Raw genomic sequence first — 20803 nt, 5'->3', positions numbered from 1 at the left:
ATGGAGAACCGGAAATTCATCTCACGCGCAGCCGTCATCGGAGCAGGCTCCATGGGCGCAGGCATTGCCGCCCACCTGGCCAACTCGGGTGTGCAGGTCGACCTCTTCGACGTTCCAGCAGATGGAGACGACCGCGACGCGCGCGCGAAGGCCGGCATTGAGAAGCAGCTCAAGGCCCGCGGATTTATGTCGAAGCGCTTCGCAGAGAACGTGCGCCCCGGCAATATCGAAGATCACCTCGACCGCCTCGCCGAGGCCGAGTGGATCGTCGAGGCAGTCTTCGAGGACATCAACGTCAAACACGACACGTTCGCCAAGATCGCAGCGCATCGCGCACCTGGCACTCCGGTGAGCTCGAATACGTCGACCATTCCTTTGTCCGTGCTTTCCGAGGGCATGGATCAGGACATGTTGCCCGACTTCGCTATCATCCACTTCTTCAACCCTCCACGCGTGATGCCACTGGTCGAGCTCGTGCGCGGAACCGAGACCTCCGAGGACACCGCCACCACCCTGACGCGCATCTGCGAGCAGCAGCTGGGCAAGGTCGTCATCGATTGCCGCGATACCCCGGGCTTTATCGCCAACCGCATCGGCAACTTCTGGATGGCAGTGGGAGCTGCCGTCGCGCTTCGCGACGATATCGCACCCGAACTCGCAGATACCGCATTTGGGAAGCCATTTGGTGTTCCCCGCACTGGCATCTTCGGCCTGTTTGACTACGTTGGTCTGCAGCTCGTTCCTCCGATCTGGGGCTCCCTGCTCAAGGCCCTGCCGGAGACCGATGCGTACCACTCCTACGACATCACTAAGGCCGATGTAGTCACGCAACTACTGGACAAGGGACTGACCGGTCGCACCAACCCAGAGGGTGCCGGTTTCTACCGCAACAAGGGCCTCGAGGTCTACGACCCGCAGGCAGGCGACTACCGGGCCCGCGTTGCTCTCGATGACGCCGCCCTGCGCGAGCGCGATGCTAAGGCGCTGATGGGCACAGATACCCCAGCTGGCCGCTACGCCCGCGAGGTCTTTTTGACCACGCTGCGCTACTGCTGCGACACGGCCCCAGAAATTACCGACTCGGTCTCCCAAATCGATGAGGCCATGGCTCTCGGCTACGGCTGGAAGCAGGGCCCCTTCGCACTGGCAGATTCCATCGGCATCGACTGGTTACTCGAGGCCTACGTCGACGACGCACCCGAGCTGCTCGAGGCAGCCGCCACCGCCGGCGGCTTCTACCCGGAGGCCGGCAAGGTGCTCTCGTCGTCAGGCACCGTCATCGACCTCCCGGAGCGCGAAGGTGTGGTCACGGTAGCGCAACTCACCGACGGCGCCGAGGTCATCGTCGAGACCGAAGGTGCACAGGTATTCAAGCTTGACGACGATGTCGCCATCTTTGCCATGCGCACCCCGATGAACTCGCTGCATCGCTCGGTCCTGGACGCGATGGAGCAGACGGCACGTCGCGAGGATATCCGCGCGCTCGTCATCGCCAACGACGAGGCTCGTGCGTTCTCCGCCGGCGCCGACCTGAAACTCCTCTCCGAACTGGCGAAGTCCCGCGACGAAACAGGGATCCGGCAGGTACTCCGCCAGGGTGCTGAGGCCCTGGAGCAGCTGCGCCGCGCACCATTCCCGGTGGTGGGTGCCGTACGAGGCGTCGCTCTTGGCGGTGGACTGGAAACCGTGATGCATTGCGACGCTACCGTGATTCACGCGGAAACTCGGTTGGGCTTCCCCGAGCCCAACGTGGGTATCATCCCTGGCTGGGGCGGTACTGTCCGCTCGCTGGAGCGGCTGATCGACAACGGTGTGGAGAACCCGCATCTCGCAGCGTTCAGCTTCATCATGGCGTCGAAGCAGCTCCCGGTTCACGCGGTTGCAGAGCAGGGTTTCCTGAGAGAGGACTCTGACCGCATCGTGCTATCGGCACAGCACGTCGTCGCCGATGCGCTCGAGCTTGCTCGCGATCTCGCAGACGGGTACACCGAACCGGGCACCCGCGAGCTGCCGTTGTACCCAGCCGAGGCACCAAAGTTGGAGTACACCGAGGGCACTGCCACTGACCTGCGGATCTCCCAGGCCATCGGCGCGACCTACACCGCGCAGGACGGTGACGGCGAGACCATCGACTCCTTCGAGATGGGCAAGCGCGAAACCCGCAACACCGTTCCGCTTCTCGAGTATCAGGAGAACATCGACCGCGTGGTGCAGATGTATAAGAACCCGCGCCAGCCGCTGCGCAACTAAACGCGCTTCGGGAAGCGCCCGCACTACCGATCGTTGGTAGTGCGGGTTTTCGTTCCCACCACGTCCAGAAAATTCCTCACGGCCTCCGCACTATCGGCCTCGCCGCGCCACAAAACGTGCATAAGTCTGTTCAGCGCCATACCGTCGGTGGGAACTTCCACCAATTGCCCGGCTCGGAGATAACTGTCCACCGCGAGCCGACTCAACACGGCGGGACCGATGCTTTCCATGACTGCGTGGCAGATCGCAGAAATGCTGTTGAGCTCGAGCAATGGTGCCGGGCGGTCATTGCTGACCAAGTAGTCCAAAAACGCCCGCGTGCCCGACCCCTCTTCGCGCTCGATTAGTGGCGTTGCAGCCAACTCCTCCATTCCAAGCGGTGCGCTGCGCGTCGCCCACGGGTGCTCGGCACCGACAACCACGACGAGTTGGTCGGTCCACACCGGGGCGGAATGCAGGGTGGTGGGCAGCGTTGGCGTTTCGACGAATCCCAGCGCCGCAGCTCCCGACTCGACAGAGGCGATGACATCCGCGGAATTAAGTACCCGAAGTTTCGTGGATACCTGAGGTTGTTGCTTGCGGAACTCTCCGAGCCAGCCGGGCAATAGATGCTCAGCAATAGTCATGCTCGCACTGATGGATAATTGTTCGTGTCCAGCGTGTGCCAGAGATTCCGCCCCCGCGGCTAGGCGGTCAACGGCATCAAGGACTCCCCGGGCCCACTCGACAGTGAGTTTTCCCTCCTGGGTGAGCGAGGATCCCTGTGGGGTGCGATGAAGCAACGGATAGCCCAAACGTCGTTCAAGTGTTTTCATCGACCGAGAGGCATTCGATTGTGCAATTCCGCATGACTGCGCAGCGGCGCTCAAGCTTCCGAGTTCAGCGACACTCGTGAGCAGGCGCAACATGCTCAGGCTGAGCCATTGATCAATGTTGGGAATTACCGGGGACATATCACGATGATATATCTGCCTTGGCAATTTAGAGGCTACAACTGGTTGAGCTTTGGTGACAACCTGAACACATGAATAAAATTGCCCTGGCCAAGCAGAATTCCCGGCTGCGCACCACTCTTCCCGGGGTGCTCGTCGCAACCGTGGCCGCAGTGGCAGCGTGGGTAATTGCACGGTTTCTACCGGGTATCAGTGCATTGTTGATCGCAATTGTGCTCGGAGCTTTGTGGAGTAACCTCGCACCGGTGCCAGCGGTCCTTGATCGCGGCATCGCCTTTTCGTCGAAAAGCTTGCTGCGAGCGGGCATTGTTCTGCTCGGATTTCAATTGTCACTCTCTGCGATTCTCGATCTCGGCGTCGGTGTATTGCTGATCGTCATAGCCGCTGTTGGGGTGACTTTTATGTCCACGCTCTGGGTGGGCAAGCTGCTTGGGATTAGTCTGACGCAGCGCGTTCTTATCGCGTCTGGATTTTCCATTTGCGGGGCGGCGGCGGTGGCGGCGATGGACGAAACTGTGAAGGCGAAAAGGGAAGAGGTGGCTACGGCGGTCGGCCTGGTCGTATTGTTTGGCACGATCATGATCCCGCTGGTGCCATTTCTTGGCGGTGCCCTGGGGCTTTCGGAGCATGATCTAGGGATCTGGATTGGAGCTTCGACCCATGAGGTTGCCCAAGTTGTCGCGGCCGGTGGGGCAGTGGGAGGGGCTGCTCTTGGTGTCGCGGTGACGGTTAAACTCGCCCGGGTGTTGATGCTGGCCCCAGTCATTGCTGGGGTGTCGTGGACGATGAAACGCAGCGGGCAATCGGTGGGGAAGAACAATGCACCAATCGTTCCCTTATTTATTGTGGGGTTTATCGTCGCGATGCTTGTGCGCACCACAGGTATTGTTCCCGAGTCGGTGCTGGGCGCCATTCAGATCGCGCAGACTCTGTTGCTTTCGGCTGCCATGTTCGCGCTCGGACTCGGGCTGAACTTCCGTGCGCTGATCAAAGTAGGCGCGAAGCCGGTCATTCTAGGATTGATCTCGACGGGCATCATTATGAGTGTGGCGCTTGCAGGAGTGTTTATACAGGCCTATATATAAGGTGGCAATCATGACTTTAGTCAGAATCGACCTTCCGGAGCTTATCCCCGTTGAGCAGCGCGGTGCCATCGCCGATACGATCTACGACGCGTTGGTGACCGAGCTGGGCGTGCCCGTCGGCGACAAGTTCGTGATCGTCAATGCGCACAAACTTGAAAATCTGGTGATGGATCCGACCTATCTGGTTCGGCGCAGTAATCGCGCCCTCATCATTCAAATTACGTTGAATGAGGGGCGCGATGTCGAGCAGAAGAAACAGTTCTATCGGGTACTGGCGGAAGCTCTGCAAGATGCGGTGGGCATCCGCACCGAAGACGTGTTCATTAACCTTGTGGAAGTGCCGAAGGAAAACTGGTCGTTCGGAGGCGGTGAGGCGCAGTACGCTGACTAACTGCCTACCGGTACGCGCTCATGCCGGTGATTTCCTTGCCAACGATCAGATTCTGAATGGTGTCGGTGCCCTCGTAGGTGTGCAGGGCCTCGATGTCGGCGAGATTGCGCATCACATGATTCTCCAGCAGCATGCCAACACCGCCGAGCATGTCGCGGGCATCAGAGGTGATGGCGCGAGCTTTGCGAGTGTTGTGCACCTTCGCCAGCGACGCCTGCTGCTCGGTCATGGTGCCGTCCATCTCCATGTTGACGAGGCGGCGGCAATACAGCGCCATTGCGGTGAGATCCTGGAGCATGTTGCCGAGGCGGTACTGGATGAGCTGCATCTTCGCCAGAGGCTTACCGAATTGCTCGCGTTCCTTGACGTAGGCGAGCGCCGTTTCGAAGCTGGAGATGGCAATTCCCAGTGCTGCCCAGGCAACGGAGGAACGAGTACCAGTCAGGACCTTGGCCACGTCGCGGAAGGAGTTCGCACCTTCCAGGCGGTTTTCCTTTGGAACGCGCACGTCGGTGAACTTGATGTGTGCCTGCGGGATTCCGCGCAGGCCACCCTTTCCTTCGATGGTCTGTGCTTCGTAGCCGGGGGTGTCCTGCGGCACGATGAAGCCGGAGACCTCGCCATTTTCCATGCGCGCCCACACCACCGAGATGTGGCCCACGGAGCCCTGGCCGATCCACTTCTTCTCGCCATTGATGACCCACTCGTCGCCATCTTCCACGGCAGAGGTCTCCAGCGCCACTGAATCGGAGCCGTGATCAGGCTCGGTCAGTGCGAATGCGCCGAGAATTTCGCCCTTCGCCATGCCGTCGAGGTATTTGTCCTTTTGTGCCTGTGATCCACACTGGTCGATGGACTGCATGGCCAGGCCGGCCTGCACAGCCAGCGCGGTACCCATGGAAGCATCGGCGCGCGCGATCTCCATGTACACCAGGCCCACCGCCAAGCGACTCATGGAGCGGTGGCCTGGAATTTCGATGCCATCGAGGAGGAGATCGAGCTCTCCTGCGCGCTCAACCAAATCGATGCGGTAGTCGGCCTTTTCCCACGCCTCGTTGACATGTGGGGCGATTTCCTCGCCGAAGGTGGCCGCATCCTGCCACGCTTTGAGGTCCTCGCCAGAGACGTCCGAAAAAACGTTATAAAAATCGGTGGGGGCACCAGAAAGCGGGTTGTGAGTATCAGTCATGATTGTCCTTTCATCTGATACGAACTGCGATTCGTTATCTGCAAGTGTGGTGTAACGTACATCACTTGTCAAGTGAGTGCTGCAACATAATTTTTTTGCTTAGTGGGATGAAACTCTTTCGGCTTTTACTGGTACATTCTTCTGGCATGGCCAATGAACAAAGGAAACAGCAAATCGTCGAAGCCGCGCTCATGCTGTTCAGCAACCGGGGCTATCACGGCACCGGAATGGAAGACATCGCCCGAGAGATCGGCATGGGAACTTCCAGCCTGTACAACCATGTCCGCAGCAAGCAAGAGGTCTTAGCGGCTCTGGTGACCGAGTCGATGCAGCAGCTTCTCGACGATCATGCGCAGGCAGTAGCCCGGGCCGAAGGTCCCATAGACAAGCTCAAAGCTTCGATGATCTCGCATGTGAAAACTCATGCGAATTATTCACGATCGGTGCGAGTGGTCAATGCTGAAATTCATAGCCTCGAGGAGCCAACCAAGTCGGAAGTGCTGCAAATGCGCCGCGACTATGTTGTCCGCTGGGTAAAAATTGTCGAGGAGGGTCGTCGTCAAGGTCTTTTTACCGTCGACGACGCGGAAATTACCTGCTACGCGCTTATCGATATGGGCATTGGCGTCTCCGTGTGGTTTAGCCCCGAAGGTAAATATTCGGCCGAAGAACTTGGCGAAATCTACGCAGATTACGCGCTTGCCACCGTTAGCGCGCGGGAAAGTTAGTACTCCTACGCTGATAGCGAACAGAGCAGCGAAATGTCGAGCACCGCTGGTACGTTGGTTCTCATTGGAATTAGGACTATTAACAGGAGTTTTTCAATCATGACTGACGGAACCAAGATGGAATCTGGGGCTGCTGGAGGCTACCCCGGAGATCCGGTCTACGAGCGCCTTCTCCGTGAGCGCATTATCTTCCTTGGCCAGCAGGTAGACGACGACATTGCGAATAAGCTTTGTGCGCAGATTCTGCTGCTTTCGGCGGAGGATCCAACCCGCGACATTTCGCTTTACATCAACTCGCCAGGTGGCTCGGTCAGTGCTGGCATGGCTATCTACGACACCATGAAGTACTCGCCATGCGACATCCGTACCTACGGCATGGGCATGGCGGCATCGATGGGCCAGTTCCTGCTCTCCGGTGGCACCAAGGGTAAGCGCTACGCGCTTCCTCACGCACGCATTATGATGCACCAGCCTTCCGCAGGTGTAGGCGGTACCGCTGCTGATATCGCTATTCAGGCCGAGCAGTTCGCACAGACCAAGCGTGAGATGGCAGAGCTGATCGCAGAGCACACTGGCCAGACCTTCGAGCAGATTTCCAAGGACTCTGACCGTGACCGCTGGTTCACCGCACAAGAGGCGAAGGAATACGGCATCGTTGACCACGTCATCGAACACGCATCCAACGGCTCGATTAGCAACTAGAACTGAAGAGGAGAATAAAGTCTATGTCTTTCCAAATGCCTAGCTCCCGCTATGTTCTGCCGAGCTTCATCGAGCAGTCCTCGTACGGAACCAAGGAAACCAACCCATACTCGAAGCTGTTCGAAGAACGCATCATCTTCCTGGGCACCCAGGTCGATGATACGTCTGCGAACGACATTATGGCGCAGCTGCTGGTGCTTGAGTCCCAGGACCCAGACCGCGACATCACCATGTACATCAACTCCCCAGGTGGTTCTTTCACCTCGTTGATGGCTATCTACGACACGATGCAGTACGTGCGCCCCGATGTCCAGACTGTCTGCCTGGGCCAGGCTGCTTCCGCAGCAGCAGTTCTGCTTGCAGCCGGCGCGCCGGGCAAGCGTGCAGCGCTGCCTAACTCGCGTATTTTGATCCACCAGCCTGCAACCCAGGGCACTCAGGGTCAGGTCTCCGACCTGGAGATCCAGGCCAAGGAGATCGAGCGCATGCGTCGCCTCATGGAGGAAACCTTGGCTCGCCACACCGGTCAGACTGCGGAGCAGATCCGCATCGACACCGACCGTGACAAGATCCTTACGGCAGAAGAATCCGTCGAATACGGCCTGATCGATCAGGTCTTCGACTACCGCAAGCTCAACGCTTAAATTTCTCTGCAGTAAACAACAAGCGGCGCGTCCTAAAAGCCAAAGTGCTTTTCAGGACGCGCCGTTTGCTGTCCGGATGGTCGTTCACAAACTAAAACGCACCAGCTCCATAATTGGAGCTGGTGCGCTTGTGGTTTTAGTGAACCTGGATCACATTAAGCTTGTGAATCATTTGGGACGCAAGCATCGTAGATGTACTTGCCAACTACGCCGCCGATAGCAAGTACTGCAGCGAGCCCAACAGCGGAGCCGATAGCGCCACCGTTCTTCTGCAGTTCAGCGTTGATCTGAGCCATGAACTCAGACGATTCGGCATCGCTGATGCCCAAGTTGCGCTGGACGTCAGTGTTGAACGTCTGGAGCTGCTTTTGGACGTCGCGCACGAGTGGCGAGATGCCAGGGATATCCATCTGGGAAGCAGCTGCGAGTGGTACCAGCAGGAGCAGTGGGATGCCCACCGACGCGGTCGCGGCTACGCACTTGTCGGAAGCACCGGAAGATCCTGCCGAGGAGCCGGAAGAGTTAGAAGAGCCGGACGAGCCGCCGATGATGCTCGAGCCAGCGTCGCCCTTATCGCCCTTTTCGCCTGGGGTACCTGGTGCACCCTTTTCGACGATAACGATCGTTCCGTCGGAGAATACGATCTCGGTGTTGCCGTCTTCGTTGATGTAGGTCTCTACAACTGTGACACCAACGCCCGGAATACCCTGCTCGCCGGTGTCGCCCTTGTCACCCTTGTCGCCCTTGTCGCCTGGAGCACCTGGCTCACCTGGCTCACCTGGCTCACCTGGAGCGCCTGGTTCACCTGGAGCGCCTGGTTCACCTTGCTCGCCGGTGTCGCCCTTTTCGCCTGGCTCGCCCTTTTCGCCTGGAGCGCCTGGAAGACCTGGCTCACCTGGAGCGCCCGGCTCGCCTGGGGTACCTGGAGCTCCTGGAGGGCCTACGACCTCTCCGAGGTCCTTCCACACTCCGTTGATGAAGACCCAGAGGTGACCTTCGCGGATTTCAAAGTCGGCGGCATCTGCTGCGACCTGGACACCAGCGGTGACTTCTTCAGTCTCGCCGTCTGGAGTGGTGACGCCGACATGCACCCAGTACTTCTTGGTGTAATCGGTGTTTTCTGGTGGGGTAATGGTGAGGCGGCCGGTGCGCTGGTCGACTTCAACTTCCCAACCAGGAATGATGTTGCCAGCTGTGTCGGTGACCTTTGGCTCGGTGCCTTCCAAAATCACGTTGTACTTGGTGCCTACGGCAGGATTGAGCTCAAGGGACTGATCAACCTCGACAGGAACACCTGGCCAGGTGTAAGAATCGTCGTAACCGAACGTGAAGCCACAATCAGTGCCAGTAGCGCCGTTAGGGTAATCACCAGTCAGCTGCGCGGTGGACTGAACTGCGTCGCTCCACACGAGGCCTTCGCCTGGGACGGTTGCAGCATCGAGCTCTGCAGTGGTCAGCGGAAGCTTGAAAATTACCGTGAAACGTTCCCCAGCTTCGAACTCACCAATGTTTACAGTGGCCTGGTTGCCCGTGACGATAGGCGCAGCAGGAGTGATGTTGGTGTACGCGGCGTCGTCGACGGCGCCGAATGAACGATCAAAGTACTGGTCGAACTGCCATTCCTTACCCTCAAAGGCAGGGAGGTCGACGTTCAGTTTCGCGTTGTAGATATCAGCGTCTGTTGCGACTGGGATGCGAATGTAGAGATCAGGACCTGCGAAATAGTGCTGGATCTCCATGGCACCGTCGTGCTCAGGGAAGAGCCCCTTGCTGATCTTCTCGGTGTAGCCGTCATTGACCCACTGAACATAGCGACGGTCGAGTGTGACACCTGCGTTCCAATTGACGTCGCAAACCTCAGTGCGGTCACCGTCGGCAGCGTCTTCCTTCGGACGGTAGCAATCAGGGCGAACAGCGTTAGCAATTGCCTTGACGTCGTCTGCGTACGAATTTGGAAGGGCGAAACCTGCAACCTGAATTGGATCCCAATCACCAGTTAGCTGCGCGTCAACCGCGCCTGCAGTGACGGGATTAGCTGCGTTACCCACTGCCATTACGTTGAATGCTGTTTGGCCAGCAAGATCGCCGAGATTGAAAGTGACCGACTGTCCAACGATGACTGGCGCCGGAAGTGCAGTCACCTTATTCGGAAAATGATTTCCGAACTGGAAGTACGAATAGGGATTGTCTCCATCTGTCCTGTCTGGCTGCCAAAGGTAAGTGGTTTCTGCGGAGTAGGCCAAGGCGTTGACATCGGTTCCCTCTGGGAACGTTAAGGTCAGCTGCGCATTGTTGACTGGGTAGAGGGTGCCACCAACAATACGGCGATTATCACCCCAACCGTGGACCTCGAGAAAGCCGGCGGATTCAGCGGTGACAGAAGGCTTATACAGCTCTTCGAATGGGTTGTAGACCTTGCCGTTGTGGGTGTAGTTGTCGCGATCTTCCCACGTCGTGCGCGAGCGGTAGTCCAAGGAGCACTCCTGGGACTGATCGCCGAGCACGGCTTCCGCGGGGGTAGTTACGTCGGTGCCTGGCTGCTCACCAGTTTCTTGGGACATTGCCACCGGTGTGATGGCGGTGGAAATACCCAGCGCAATGGCAACGGCCATCCCGGGCAAAGCCTTGAATTTCTTCATTCGAGGAAACCTCTTAAACAATTAGCGGTTAATTGACAGGTTAAGTAAATACCAGTTCGGCAACGCGCGCCCTCTGAATAGAGTTTTTCGGAAAGAAATGATGATTATTCGCCCTAAATCACAGATTAATCCTCCCCCGAAACTACCCCCATTGGGAGAGTTTTGGGTGTTAACGTCGGGTTATCCACTCTTTCATGTGCAAATAAAAACATATATACCAGCAATTATAAATAGGTATTTCGCCATGATTAAAAAATCCTAAGACACATTAAAAGATTCATATGTGGGTGTAGTCATCGCGTGTGGATAGAAAATTCTTATACGTTGGAGAAAGATAAAAAGCTTGGTAAAACCTGGCAAGAAGGAAGGTTTGGTCTTTCGTCGCAAAGCGTTCTGGTCTCGGGGTGTGCGTAGACTTGGTCGGAAGTTCGAAACCGAAGGGGGCCACGCGGATGTTTTCGTGGATTCAACGACTCTCGTCCGACACGTTGCCAGACGCTGATTTTGACTATGAGTCACTTGATGGCTGGGAGTGGGCGCAGGAAACTCTGGCTCCCAGCGCACTCAACTGGGCGATCAGTGTGGGGCACGAAGCTGCCGACAAGGCGCAGAAAACGCGCATGCTCGCAGATGCGGCGTCCGGAGATCAAGTAGGGATAATCGAGCGCAAAGCGGCGGTATCGGGCGTGCTTACCACCTTGTCTGTGCTGGTCAGCGAATCACAGGAGTGGAAAACTCCGAAAAATATTAAAGACCATGCGGTAGACGCGTATCGACGAGGCGTTCCTCTTCCGTCCATCATCAGGTTTGTCTGGGTGCATCACAATAAGGTGCAAGAAGAGCTGCTTGTCGAGCAAAGGCGCCTGGATTCCCTCAATGGGGCGGATGCCCTGCAAATTTTGTACACCCGCATGAACAGCGTGGTGGAGCAATATATCGGCGACCTCATCGTTGCGTATAAGCAGCAGGAGAGCGAAGGTGACGGAGCCTCGCCAGAGCGTAAGCGCGTCCTGATTGAGGCGCTCCTTGATGGCGAGCCCCAGTCCCTAGGGATCTCCAGATATTTGGGTCTTGACTTAGATCAGCCCTACGGCATTCTCCTGTTGAAAAACCGGGCCGAGGAGACGGTTTTGGGATCTGCCTCCGATGTCGACGAAATCGCACGCGAGGTGGCAAAAGCCGTCGGCCTTAAGGCGGTTGTCGTGCAGATCGTGGCGAAGGGGGTGTTCGTAATCGTGCGCGAGTCGGAGGGGCTGCGACCACGTAACGCTCGTCAATTGCTTCGCTTGCCGAGTGCGGTCATTGCCGGATACTCCTCGTTCACCCGTGGTGAATTGGAATTACCCGCAGCCATCGACGAGGCACGCGCAGCCCTTCGGGTGGCCGAGCACCCGGCGCGTGGGGTGGACGGTGGCGATGTGGTGGGGCCAGATGTGGGTGCAATCTTTTCTTTCATTGATATTGATAGCCCGGGTCTGGCGCGTTTTCTTCGGGCGAAGTTGGGGTCGCTCGCACTAGATTCTCGCAGGAATCGTGAATTGCGCGATACCCTGGAGAGCTTCATCGCCTTGGGGCGCAGTAGAAAGGCAACGGGCAAGGAATTGACGTTGGCTCCTAACACCGTGGCGTACCGCGTGGATCAGGCACTGGGCAAGGCGGGGATCACCCTGGAAGAGGGGACTGATGTTGGCGGATTGCTCGCGGCGTTGCGGATTTTGAAGGAACTTCCAGAGCTTTTTGGTGCCGAAACGCAGGAAAATTAGTCATCTCTTGTCCCCGTGTGCAGCCTATTTGTTGTAGGGCAACAAGTCGGCGGTGTGGTTCATGGCTTATTAGACCTATTGATGTGCCGTAGGCCACATTAGATTCTCTCCTACCGAACAGATAGGAGAGACTATGGGAGAGCATACGGCGGAATCGCTGGCAGAACTTTTTCTGCCAGCCGTCGGCCCGGAGGGCGTGAAAACGTCGGCCGCAGATATTAAAGAATTTAGCGATCCGTACACCTCGAAAGAGGCACCCGGAGAGCGGCCCATTATCATCGTGCAGCCGGAAACGGTAGAAGAAGTCCAGGCAGTTGTCCGGATTGCGGGCGAGCACGGCATCTACCTGTCGGCCAATTCGACCGGCCGCAACTACGGCTACGGCGGTGGCGCCCCTGTTGTTGACCAAACGGTAGTGGTCAATCTGCGGCGCATGAATAAGGTCATCGAGATCAATGAGAAAGCTGCTTACGCAGAGGTCGAACCTGGTGTGAGCTTCTTTGATCTCTACAACGCCATTCAGGATGGTGGTTACAAACTATCCATGTCGGTGCCTGATCTGGGTTGGGGTTCCGTGACAGGAAACGCCCTCGAGCACGGCATGGGCTACTCGGTCTACGGCGACCACGCCTCTGCAATCTGCGGCATGGAAGTCGTGCTTGCCGACGGCACCCTCGTGCGCACCGGGCTTGGCGCGATCCCGGATAGCGAAATGTGGCACCGTCACAAGCGTGGTTTCGGGCCATCTGTGGATTCTTTGTTTATGCAGTCCAACTTCGGCATCGTCACCAAGGTTGGTGTCTGGCTGATGCCGCAACCGGAGTCCGTCACCACTGGTTCCGTGATTTGCGATAACGACGAAAATATCGCGACTGTTTTGGATGCGCTGCAGCCACTCGTTGCCAGTGGTGTCATCCAGGGTCAGCCCCTAATGACGTGCGCGCCGCAGCCACCAGAGGGCGAACGCGCGACCCCTGAGACGAAGACCGATGGAAAATCGAAGCTGTATAAGCTCTCAGCCTCGCTTCCTCCGGGGCGTTTCAACGCGCGCATCGCGTTCTACGGCACCCCCGAACTCAACGAGGTCAAGGAACGCCAGCTCCGGGAGACCGTCAAGGACATCGAAGGAGTCACCGTCGAGCTGCGGACCTACGCAGGCGACGCGAAGGCCGAGGACGTTCACCCGCTGGACCTGGTCCCCATGGGCATTCCCAACATGTTCCTGCTCGATGTGCTCAAGGCACACTTCGGAGAGAGCTTCGGACACATCGACTTTTCGCCAGTCATGCCTTTCGACGGCAAGCCAGCAGCTGAATTCGAAGCCTACGCACAGAAGGTACTGCGCGAGGAAGACCTGGTCGCGGCCTTCGGCTGGATCGGATCGCCTCGCTCCATCGCAGCGGTGAACATGGTCTTCTTCGACACCAACGATGCAGACGAGCGTGCACGCGCCGTCCGCGCGGTGAAGAAGATGGGGCAATACGCCGTCGAACGCGGCTGGAGCGAATACCGCGCGCATCCACACATCATCGACGAGGTGGTCTCTTCCTACACCTTTAACGATGGCGCCTTGCACAACCTCTACACAACCCTCAAGGATGCGCTCGACCCGAAGGGCATCCTCGCGCCCGGAAGCCACGGGATCTGGGGCACTTCCCAAAAGCACCTTCACGCATAAAGCACGTCTAAAAAACAACTAGGAGATCATCATGCAATTCGATACCAACAACAAGTTCCTCAATGGCCCATTCGAGCCTTGGCACGAAGAAACCGAGCAGTTCGACCTGGAAATCATCGGCGAGGTTCCACAGGAACTCAACGGCGCACTGTTCCGCACCGGATCCAACCCGAAGTACAAGCCTCGCCACGTGGATCGCTACCACTGGTTCGAAGGCGACGGCATGGTCTACGCCGTCTACCTGCGCGACGGCAAAGCTGCGTACAAGAACAAGTGGGTCAACACCGACGCACTCAAGGTCGAGGTCGAGGCCGGCGAAGCAATTTACTCCGGTTTCGTCAACGGCGGCACCATCCCAGCGCTGCCTGAGGGCGCGCCACAGATGAAGAACGTCCCAAACACCAACGTCGGCATCCAGGGCGATCGCCTTCTCGTATTCTTCGAAGGTGGCCTGCCACACCAGATGCACCCAGAGTCCCTGGAGACTCACGGCACCTACGACTTTAACGGCGACGTACCATTTACTTGCACTGCGCACTACAAGGTCGATCCCGACACCGGCAACATGTTGTTCTACTCCTACCAAGGAACCCTGGTCACCTGGTACGAGGCAGATTCCCATGGACAAATCGTCGATACGCACGCTTTTAACGTCAAGGCACCGTCGATGTTCCATGACTTCGCCATCAGCGAAAACTACGCCATCTTCTTCGTCACCCCGGCTCTCTTCCTCGGCGAGAACGTGGCCAAGGGCAACCCGGGCCTGATTTGGGACGAGGCCGCCACCGAAGGCGGCGTGGAAATTGTGACCATGCACCGCAAGACTCACGAGGTCAAGGTCTTCCGCGTCGAGGATGCCTTCTTCCCAACCCACTTCTTCAACGCCTACGAAGAGGGCACAAAACTCGTCATCGAGGCACCGCGCATCGAACGCTTCGGTACCCCGATCGAGCAGACCAACAACCCGCTGTCCTCGCATGAGTGGTTCAAGAATGCCATCCCATGGCGCTGGGAAGTCGACTTCGCCACCGGCACTGTGCGCGACACCGTGACCTCCAACATCGCCGGCGAGTTCCCCATGATCAACCCGAAGAACCTGGGCCGCAAGCACAACTTCGGCTACTTCGTGACCACCCGTGGCGTCGCCGAAGACACCATGAGTGACGGCCTGGCTAAGAACGACCTGAACCGCGAGACGGTCACCGTCATCGAGGGTCTCGACGACCTGACCAACCCATCCGAGCCGATCTTCGTGCCTCGCGAGGGCTCCGACAACGAGGACGCAGGCTACCTGCTCTCCATCTGGTGGAACCGCGCGACCGGCAAGTCCGAGCTGTGCATCTACGACACCGAAGACTTCGGACGCACCCCGCTGGCGCGCATCCCGCTGCCAGGTCGCGTGCCATTCGGCTTCCACGGTTCGTGGGCAGGTCGCGACGAGATTGAGCAGTCGCTCAAGGTGCTTGCCGACGAGGGCAAGAACTAGGGGACGGCCGAAACCTCAGGGATCCCTGAGACCAACCCCGAGATAACCCCCCTACAGAATTGCCCAGTTTTTCATTAGGCTGGGACCACCCCAAACAAAGATCAATCCTTTCCAACATCTTTCTCAAGGAGAAAAACTTTCATGGCTTCATACGACCACCTGGTTTCTGACAAGCTCTACATCGGCGGCTGGCGCGAGGGCACCTCTGAGGGCACCACGGTGTCCACGAACCCTTTCGATAACTCGGAAATCACCACGTTTAAGCAGGCGTCCAAGCAGGACGTCGACGACGCCTACGCCACCGCGAAGAAGGCTCAGGTTGAGTGGGCAGCAATGGCACCGTCGGAGCGCTCCAAGGTGCTGCACGCTGCGGCTGATTACATCGAGGAGAACCAAGAGGCGATTGCTGAGCTGATTTCGCGTGAGTCCGGTTCCACTGTGATCAAGGCGAACACCGAGGTCGGCATCGCTGTGGGCTCCATCCGCGAGTCCGCGTCCTTCCCAACACGCGTTCACGGCACGATTCACCCATCGAATACCCCGGGCAAGACCAACTACGTCTTCCGCGAGCCACTTGGTGTCGTCGGCGTGATCAGCCCGTGGAACTTCCCCTTCGGCCTGTCCATGCGCTCTGTCGCACCAGCTCTGGCACTGGGCAACGCAGTTGTGCTCAAGCCAGCATCCGATACCCCAGTTGTCGGCGGCACCATGCTCGCCACCGTCTTCGAGGCAGCGGGCCTGCCTACCGGTGTGCTTAACGTTGTTATCGGTTCCGGCTCCGAGATCGGCGATCACTTTGTGGAAAGCCCCGTGCCTTCCCTAATCTCCTTTACCGGTTCGACCCCTGTGGGCAAGAATGTCGGCGCTACCGCTGTCGGCGGCAAGTACATCAAGAAGGTTGCCCTCGAGCTCGGCGGTAACGCACCGCTGGTCGTTCTCGACGACGCTGACGTGGACAAGGCTGTTGCTGCTGCGTCCATGGGTAAGTTCCTGCACCAGGGCCAGATTTGTATGGCGATCAACCGCATCATCGTCGATGCCAAGGTGTATGACGAGTTCGTGGAAAAGTACGCAGCGCGTGTCTCTGGCATTGCCTACGGCGATCAGACCGACCCGGGCAACTGCGTTGGTCCGATCATCAACGATTCCCAGCTCAAGTCGGTCACCGGCAAGATCGAGCAGGCACGTGCAGAGGGTGCTCGTGAGGTTGTTTCCGGCGAGATCGTCGGCCGTGTTGTCCCTCCACACGTGTTCGCTGATGTCACACCTGACATGGAGATCTTCCGCGAGGAAATCTTCGGCCCCGTCGTCGGCATCGCGAAGGCTGATAACGAGGCACACGCCCTCGAGCTGGCCAACGACACCGAGTTCGGCCTGTCCTCGGCAGTGTTTACCACCGATCTGATGCGTGGCGTGAAGTTCGGCCGCGGCATCAAGGCCGGCATGACCCACATCAACGACATCACCGTCAACGATGAGGCGCACGTGATGTTCGGTGGCGAGAAGAACTCCGGCCTGGGCCGCTTCAACGGCGAGTGGGCGATCGAGGAGTTCACCACCGATCACTGGATCGGCGTGCAGTCCGAGCCAGGCGACTACCCAATCTAGTCGCACCAAACGCTCGCTTTACGACAAAAAACCGGCCGGCCCCCTGAACTCACATTGTTCAGGGGGCCGGCCGTCCTATTTGTCCACTAGGGGTATGGCGAAACTTCTGTGGCTCGTCCAAGATGGAGCTTAAGGAAATGTGATGGAGGTTACAGAAAGGAAGTGTGCCATGGAGGCCCCGCAGCTGGAATTGGATGTGCAGGAGTGGATTAACACCCCTGATGGCCAAGCCCCAGACCTGGAAGGCAAGGTACTGCTTATCGAGGTGTTTCAAATGCTCTGCCCGGGATGCGTCAATCACGCGATTCCCCAGGCGAAAAAGGTGCACCGGATGGTGGATTCTTCGCAACTGCAAGTCATCGGACTCCATAGCGTTTTCGAGCACCACGAGGCGATGACACCAGCCGCACTGAAAGTGTTCTGCTCGGAATTTGGGGTGGAGTTTCCTGTCGCCGTAGATAGGCCACGAGAAGGTGGTCCCATTCCGTCGACGATGAAAAAATACCGCCTCGAGGGCACTCCCACCTCGATGTTGGTGGATCGCCACGGCAAGATCAGGCAAACCCATTTCGGGCAGATTGACGATATTGCCCTTGGTTTCCTCCTGGGGAGCCTGTTGTCGGAGCCACAGCCCTAGCCCCACCTGCCACCCTTGTCTCCACCCCTAGTTGTACCCGGGGTCACGCTATAACCGCTGTTCGCAGTTTTATGGCTTGTTTTCCCATGTCACCCCAATTGTCTACATGTCCACCACCTCATAAAGTGGCCTACATCACCAACTACCAAGTAAGGAGCACTGGATCATCATGAGTGCCGAAAATACTCTGCATACCGCACCGACAGACGGTGTCTTCGCGCCTTTGCACTTTCCTGAATACCGCACCACAATCAAGCGCAACCCCACCAACGATTTGATCCTGACCCCGCAGCGCCTCGGCGAGCTCTCAGGCCCAGTCCTCGGTGACCGCGACCTTGGCGGCCTGGATAACGACATGACGCACGCCAACGGTGGCGAAGCGATCGGTCAGCGCATCCGCGTCCACGGACGAGTACTTGGCTGGGACAACAAGCCCGTCGCCAACACCTTGGTTGAGGTCTGGCAGGCCAACGCAGCGGGTCGCTACCGCCACAAGAACGACTCATGGCCAGCACCCCTGGACCCTTATTTCAATGGTGTCGCTCGCACCATGACCAACGCTGACGGTTACTACGAGTTCTACACCGTTAAGCCCGGCATGTACCCATGGGGCAACCACAACAACGCATGGCGCCCAGCGCACATTCACTTCTCGCTGTACGGCCGTCAGTTCTCGGAGCGCCTGGTCACCCAGATGTACTTCCCAAACGACCCGATGTTCTTCCAGGACCCCATCTATAACTCGGTCCCACAGGGTGCGCGCGAACGCATGATCGCCGTCTTCGACTACGACAAGACCGAACCGAACTACTCCCTGGGCTACAAGTTCGACATCGTTTTGCGCGGCAAGAACCAGACCTACTTCGAAACCCACAAGCACTAATAGCACTAAGAGCTAGAGGAGAATCATCATGATTGAAACAGGTCAACACGAGGGTTTTCGCTACCCGGATACCGCCAGCGATGCCGCAGACCAGGACCATGTCGAGTTCGGCATTACTCCCTCGCAAACCGTGGGCCCTTATGTTCACATCGGTCTGACCTTGGATAACTCCGAGGTGATGGTCGAGGAGAACGGCACCCCAATCAGCTTCACCGTGTTCGACGGCGACGGCAATCCGATTGCCGATGCCATGATCGAGCTGTGGCAGGCCCGCCCAGATGGCACCTTCAACACCGAAACTGTCGAGGGCTTCCGCGGCCTCGGCCGTGGCATGGTCGATGAGACCGGCTCGGTTACCTTCACCACCTTGATCCCTGGCGGCTTCGAGGACGAGGCTCCGCACCTCAACGTCGGTGTTTTTGCCCGCGGCATGCTCGAGCGCTTGAACACCCGCCTGTACTTCCCGGAAAACGCAGACGCCAACGCAAACGATCCCGTGCTGCAGGCCGTCGACGAGCCACGTCGCGAACTCCTTGTCGCCGACAAGACCGAGAACGGCTACCACCTCAACATTTACGTGCAGCACGAGGACCTGAGCCAGGAAACTCCGTTCTTCAAAATCTAACCGCGTTATCTAACCAGGAAAGGGGAGCGTTTCGTGCTGTCCCGCAACACCTACTCGGATCGTGCCTCGGGCGCGACCGACATCCACGCTTTGCTTTCCGACGAAGCGTTCCTCCAGGCCATCGTCGAATTCGAAGCAGCGCTTGCCACGGCTGCCGAGACCACCGGCAAAGTCACGGCCGATCAAGCGGACCAGTCACGAGCAGCAACCACGGCCTTCGAACTCGATCTTGCAGAGATCGCGGACGCCTCGGCCGCCGGCGCGAATCCGGCGATCCCCATTGCCAAGGGCCTCAAAGCGCTGGCCAGTGACACGACGGCGATTCACTTCCAGGCCACCAGCCAGGACGCGATCGATACGGCGCTCTCGCTGTGTCTCAAGCGCGCGGTGGCAGTGCTTATCGACGACGCACGCAACGTAGAACGCCTCCTCACCGAGTTGGCCACCGAGTACCGCGCAACACCAGTGATGGCGAGGACCTTGGGCCAGCAAGCATTGCCAACGACCTTCGGGCTCGTTGCCGCAGGCTGGTTGGAAGGGGTACGCGCGGCTCGTCGCGAAGCGGAATCTTTGGTCTTTCCCGTCCAATATGCAGGTCCCGTCGGCGCGCTGCCTGGCGGAATCGACACCCACGACCAGCTTGCCGCGGACCTCGGACTCGCAGCGCGCCCGATCGTGTGGCACACCAACCGCCAGCCGGTGGCCCAGGTAGGTGTGGCGATGGCGCAGCTCGCTGGTGCCGTACGCAAGATCGCGGGCGACATCGTGATGTACTCGGCAACTGAAGTGGCCGAGCTACGCGAAGCCACCCCAGGTGGTTCCAGCTCGATGCCACACAAGGCCAACCCGGCGGCATCGGTAGCAGCTGACGGATATGCCAGGCGCACCCCGGCGCTGGCGGCCACGCTTCTCGACGCACTCGATTCCCGTGCCCAGCGCGGAGTAGGCAGCTGGCACGCCGAGTGGCAGACCGTACGCGAGATCGTGGCGGCGACCGCCAGTGCCCTGAATCGCATTACTGCGGCTTTGGATGGGCTGATCGTCGATAAGCAATCAATGTCTGCTCGCTGTGGCGAAAACCCCGATACTGCCAACGCCGTGGCCATTGTCGACGAGATTTTAGCAAAGGAAAACTAGTGAACGAACAATATGAAGCAGGCCGCAAGGCCGCCGCGGAAGTCGGCGAAAAGAACCGCCGCGCTGTGCTCGGAGACGCGCACGTGGACCGCGCGAATGAGAACAAAAGCGAAATTACCGAGAAATTCCAGGACTTTATTACCCGCACCGCATGGGGCGATATCTGGAACCGCGAGGGCCTCGACCATACCCAGCGCCGCCTGATCACCATCGCGATTATGTGCGCGCTGGGCAACTACGGCGAGCTGGACATGCATATCCGCGCGGCACTGCGTGCTGACGTAGACCCAGATCTGATCGGGGAAGTCATGCTGCACACCGCCGTCTACGCAGGTGTGCCGAACTCAAACCACGGATTCAAGCTGCTGGATGCGGCAGTCAAAGAAATGAAAGAGGAGAAATAAA

At 58.3% G+C, this 20803-nt stretch carries 18 protein-coding genes; 15 read left to right on the top strand and 3 right to left on the bottom strand.

Annotated elements, in window-relative coordinates; all coding sequences use genetic code 11:
* A complete protein-coding gene (locus tag A37O_RS0104360) occupies positions 1–2250 on the top strand; it encodes a 3-hydroxyacyl-CoA dehydrogenase/enoyl-CoA hydratase family protein (protein ID WP_018296278.1) in 2250 nt (749 codons plus the stop codon).
* A 23-nt stretch (positions 2251–2273) separates the two neighbouring features.
* Here A37O_RS0104360 and A37O_RS0104355 read toward each other — a convergent pair whose 3' ends face one another.
* Positions 2274–3203, bottom strand: a complete 930-nt coding sequence (locus A37O_RS0104355; protein ID WP_018296277.1) for a LysR substrate-binding domain-containing protein — start codon at positions 3201–3203, stop codon at positions 2274–2276.
* A gap of 71 nt (positions 3204–3274) precedes the next feature.
* On the opposite strand from A37O_RS0104355, the gene A37O_RS0104350 reads away from it, so the two are divergent.
* Entirely contained in the window at positions 3275–4288 is a 1014-nt protein-coding gene (locus tag A37O_RS0104350) for a YeiH family protein (protein ID WP_018296276.1), read from the top strand.
* A gap of 10 nt (positions 4289–4298) precedes the next feature.
* Positions 4299–4679 carry a tautomerase family protein gene (locus A37O_RS0104345; protein ID WP_018296275.1) on the top strand — a complete coding sequence of 127 codons (381 nt, stop codon included), beginning with the start codon at positions 4299–4301 and terminating at the stop codon, positions 4677–4679.
* Positions 4680–4683: 4 nt separating this feature from the next.
* Here the strand turns inward: A37O_RS0104345 and A37O_RS0104340 are convergent, their stop codons facing one another.
* Positions 4684–5868: an acyl-CoA dehydrogenase family protein gene (locus A37O_RS0104340; RefSeq protein WP_018296274.1), complete on the bottom strand. Its 1185-nt coding sequence runs from the start codon at positions 5866–5868 to the stop codon at positions 4684–4686.
* Positions 5869–6014: 146 nt separating this feature from the next.
* On the opposite strand from A37O_RS0104340, the gene A37O_RS0104335 reads away from it, so the two are divergent.
* The 3 genes from A37O_RS0104335 to A37O_RS0104325 all read left to right on the top strand — a co-directional run bounded on the left by A37O_RS0104335 (position 6015) and on the right by A37O_RS0104325 (position 7942).
* Positions 6015–6596: a TetR/AcrR family transcriptional regulator gene (locus tag A37O_RS0104335; RefSeq protein ID WP_018296273.1), complete on the top strand. Its 582-nt coding sequence runs from the start codon at positions 6015–6017 to the stop codon at positions 6594–6596.
* Positions 6597–6695: 99 nt separating this feature from the next.
* Positions 6696–7298 carry an ATP-dependent Clp protease proteolytic subunit gene (locus A37O_RS0104330; RefSeq protein ID WP_018296272.1) on the top strand — a complete coding sequence of 201 codons (603 nt, stop codon included), beginning with the start codon at positions 6696–6698 and terminating at the stop codon, positions 7296–7298.
* Between the two features lie 23 nt (positions 7299–7321).
* Positions 7322–7942 carry an ATP-dependent Clp protease proteolytic subunit gene (locus tag A37O_RS0104325; RefSeq protein ID WP_018296271.1) on the top strand — a complete coding sequence of 207 codons (621 nt, stop codon included), beginning with the start codon at positions 7322–7324 and terminating at the stop codon, positions 7940–7942.
* 155 nt (positions 7943–8097) lie between these two features.
* On the opposite strand, the gene A37O_RS16880 is transcribed toward A37O_RS0104325, so the two are convergent.
* Entirely contained in the window at positions 8098–10581 is a 2484-nt protein-coding gene (locus tag A37O_RS16880) for a YPDG domain-containing protein (RefSeq protein ID WP_018296270.1), read from the bottom strand.
* A 452-nt stretch (positions 10582–11033) separates the two neighbouring features.
* Between A37O_RS16880 and A37O_RS0104315 the strand changes: the two genes are divergently transcribed.
* The 9 genes from A37O_RS0104315 to pcaC all read left to right on the top strand — a co-directional run bounded on the left by A37O_RS0104315 (position 11034) and on the right by pcaC (position 20802).
* Positions 11034–12344: a PucR family transcriptional regulator gene (locus A37O_RS0104315; protein ID WP_018296269.1), complete on the top strand. Its 1311-nt coding sequence runs from the start codon at positions 11034–11036 to the stop codon at positions 12342–12344.
* A 133-nt stretch (positions 12345–12477) separates the two neighbouring features.
* Positions 12478–14022 carry an FAD-binding oxidoreductase gene (locus tag A37O_RS0104310; protein ID WP_018296268.1) on the top strand — a complete coding sequence of 515 codons (1545 nt, stop codon included), beginning with the start codon at positions 12478–12480 and terminating at the stop codon, positions 14020–14022.
* 31 nt (positions 14023–14053) lie between these two features.
* Positions 14054–15508 carry a carotenoid oxygenase family protein gene (locus tag A37O_RS0104305; protein WP_018296267.1) on the top strand — a complete coding sequence of 485 codons (1455 nt, stop codon included), beginning with the start codon at positions 14054–14056 and terminating at the stop codon, positions 15506–15508.
* A 141-nt stretch (positions 15509–15649) separates the two neighbouring features.
* The gene (locus tag A37O_RS0104300) at positions 15650–17116 is read left to right on the top strand and encodes an aldehyde dehydrogenase family protein (protein WP_018296266.1); all 1467 of its coding nucleotides are present in this window, start codon (positions 15650–15652) and stop codon (positions 17114–17116) included.
* Between the two features lie 169 nt (positions 17117–17285).
* On the top strand, positions 17286–17753 hold the full coding sequence (locus A37O_RS0104295) for a TlpA disulfide reductase family protein (protein WP_033377777.1): 468 nt from the start codon (positions 17286–17288) through the stop codon (positions 17751–17753).
* 169 nt (positions 17754–17922) lie between these two features.
* Positions 17923–18636 (top strand): protocatechuate 3,4-dioxygenase subunit beta, encoded by a 714-nt coding sequence (gene pcaH / locus A37O_RS0104290; RefSeq protein ID WP_018296264.1) that lies wholly within the window; start codon positions 17923–17925, stop codon positions 18634–18636.
* Positions 18637–18664: 28 nt separating this feature from the next.
* Positions 18665–19261: a protocatechuate 3,4-dioxygenase subunit alpha gene (gene pcaG / locus A37O_RS0104285; RefSeq protein WP_018296263.1), complete on the top strand. Its 597-nt coding sequence runs from the start codon at positions 18665–18667 to the stop codon at positions 19259–19261.
* Positions 19262–19294: 33 nt separating this feature from the next.
* On the top strand, positions 19295–20398 hold the full coding sequence (locus A37O_RS0104280; protein WP_018296262.1) for a lyase family protein: 1104 nt from the start codon (positions 19295–19297) through the stop codon (positions 20396–20398).
* Positions 20398–20802, top strand: coding sequence for a 4-carboxymuconolactone decarboxylase (pcaC, locus tag A37O_RS0104275; protein WP_018296261.1), 405 nt, complete (start codon positions 20398–20400; stop codon positions 20800–20802). The genes A37O_RS0104280 and pcaC overlap by 1 nt, the downstream gene beginning before the upstream one ends.
* The last annotated feature ends 1 nt before the right edge of the window (position 20803 follow it).

The sequence above is a fragment of the Corynebacterium lubricantis DSM 45231 genome (assembly GCF_000379425.1).
In the GTDB taxonomy this organism is placed as follows: Bacteria; Actinomycetota; Actinomycetes; order Mycobacteriales; family Mycobacteriaceae; genus Corynebacterium; species Corynebacterium lubricantis.
The sequence above is the reverse complement of the archived record's forward strand: the minus strand, read 5'-3'. Positions and strand labels throughout refer to the sequence as shown.

Excerpts from the sequence above, each read along its gene's own strand:
- A37O_RS0104315 (WP_018296269.1), top strand. The coding sequence starts at position 11,034 with ATGTTTTCGTGGATTCAACGACTCTCGTCCGACACGTTGCCAGACGCT.
- A37O_RS0104295 (WP_033377777.1), top strand. The coding sequence starts at position 17,286 with ATGGAGGCCCCGCAGCTGGAATTGGATGTGCAGGAGTGGATTAACACC.
- A37O_RS0104330 (WP_018296272.1), top strand. The coding sequence starts at position 6,696 with ATGACTGACGGAACCAAGATGGAATCTGGGGCTGCTGGAGGCTACCCC.
- A37O_RS0104300 (WP_018296266.1), top strand. The coding sequence starts at position 15,650 with ATGGCTTCATACGACCACCTGGTTTCTGACAAGCTCTACATCGGCGGC.
- A37O_RS0104305 (WP_018296267.1), top strand. The coding sequence starts at position 14,054 with ATGCAATTCGATACCAACAACAAGTTCCTCAATGGCCCATTCGAGCCT.
- pcaH (WP_018296264.1), top strand. The coding sequence starts at position 17,923 with ATGAGTGCCGAAAATACTCTGCATACCGCACCGACAGACGGTGTCTTC.
- A37O_RS16880 (WP_018296270.1), bottom strand. The coding sequence starts at position 10,581 with ATGAAGAAATTCAAGGCTTTGCCCGGGATGGCCGTTGCCATTGCGCTG.
- A37O_RS0104340 (WP_018296274.1), bottom strand. The coding sequence starts at position 5,868 with ATGACTGATACTCACAACCCGCTTTCTGGTGCCCCCACCGATTTTTAT.
- A37O_RS0104345 (WP_018296275.1), top strand. The coding sequence starts at position 4,299 with ATGACTTTAGTCAGAATCGACCTTCCGGAGCTTATCCCCGTTGAGCAG.
- A37O_RS0104310 (WP_018296268.1), top strand. The coding sequence starts at position 12,478 with ATGGGAGAGCATACGGCGGAATCGCTGGCAGAACTTTTTCTGCCAGCC.
- pcaG (WP_018296263.1), top strand. The coding sequence starts at position 18,665 with ATGATTGAAACAGGTCAACACGAGGGTTTTCGCTACCCGGATACCGCC.
- A37O_RS0104350 (WP_018296276.1), top strand. The coding sequence starts at position 3,275 with ATGAATAAAATTGCCCTGGCCAAGCAGAATTCCCGGCTGCGCACCACT.
- A37O_RS0104360 (WP_018296278.1), top strand. The coding sequence starts at position 1 with ATGGAGAACCGGAAATTCATCTCACGCGCAGCCGTCATCGGAGCAGGC.
- A37O_RS0104325 (WP_018296271.1), top strand. The coding sequence starts at position 7,322 with ATGTCTTTCCAAATGCCTAGCTCCCGCTATGTTCTGCCGAGCTTCATC.
- A37O_RS0104335 (WP_018296273.1), top strand. The coding sequence starts at position 6,015 with ATGGCCAATGAACAAAGGAAACAGCAAATCGTCGAAGCCGCGCTCATG.
- A37O_RS0104355 (WP_018296277.1), bottom strand. The coding sequence starts at position 3,203 with ATGTCCCCGGTAATTCCCAACATTGATCAATGGCTCAGCCTGAGCATG.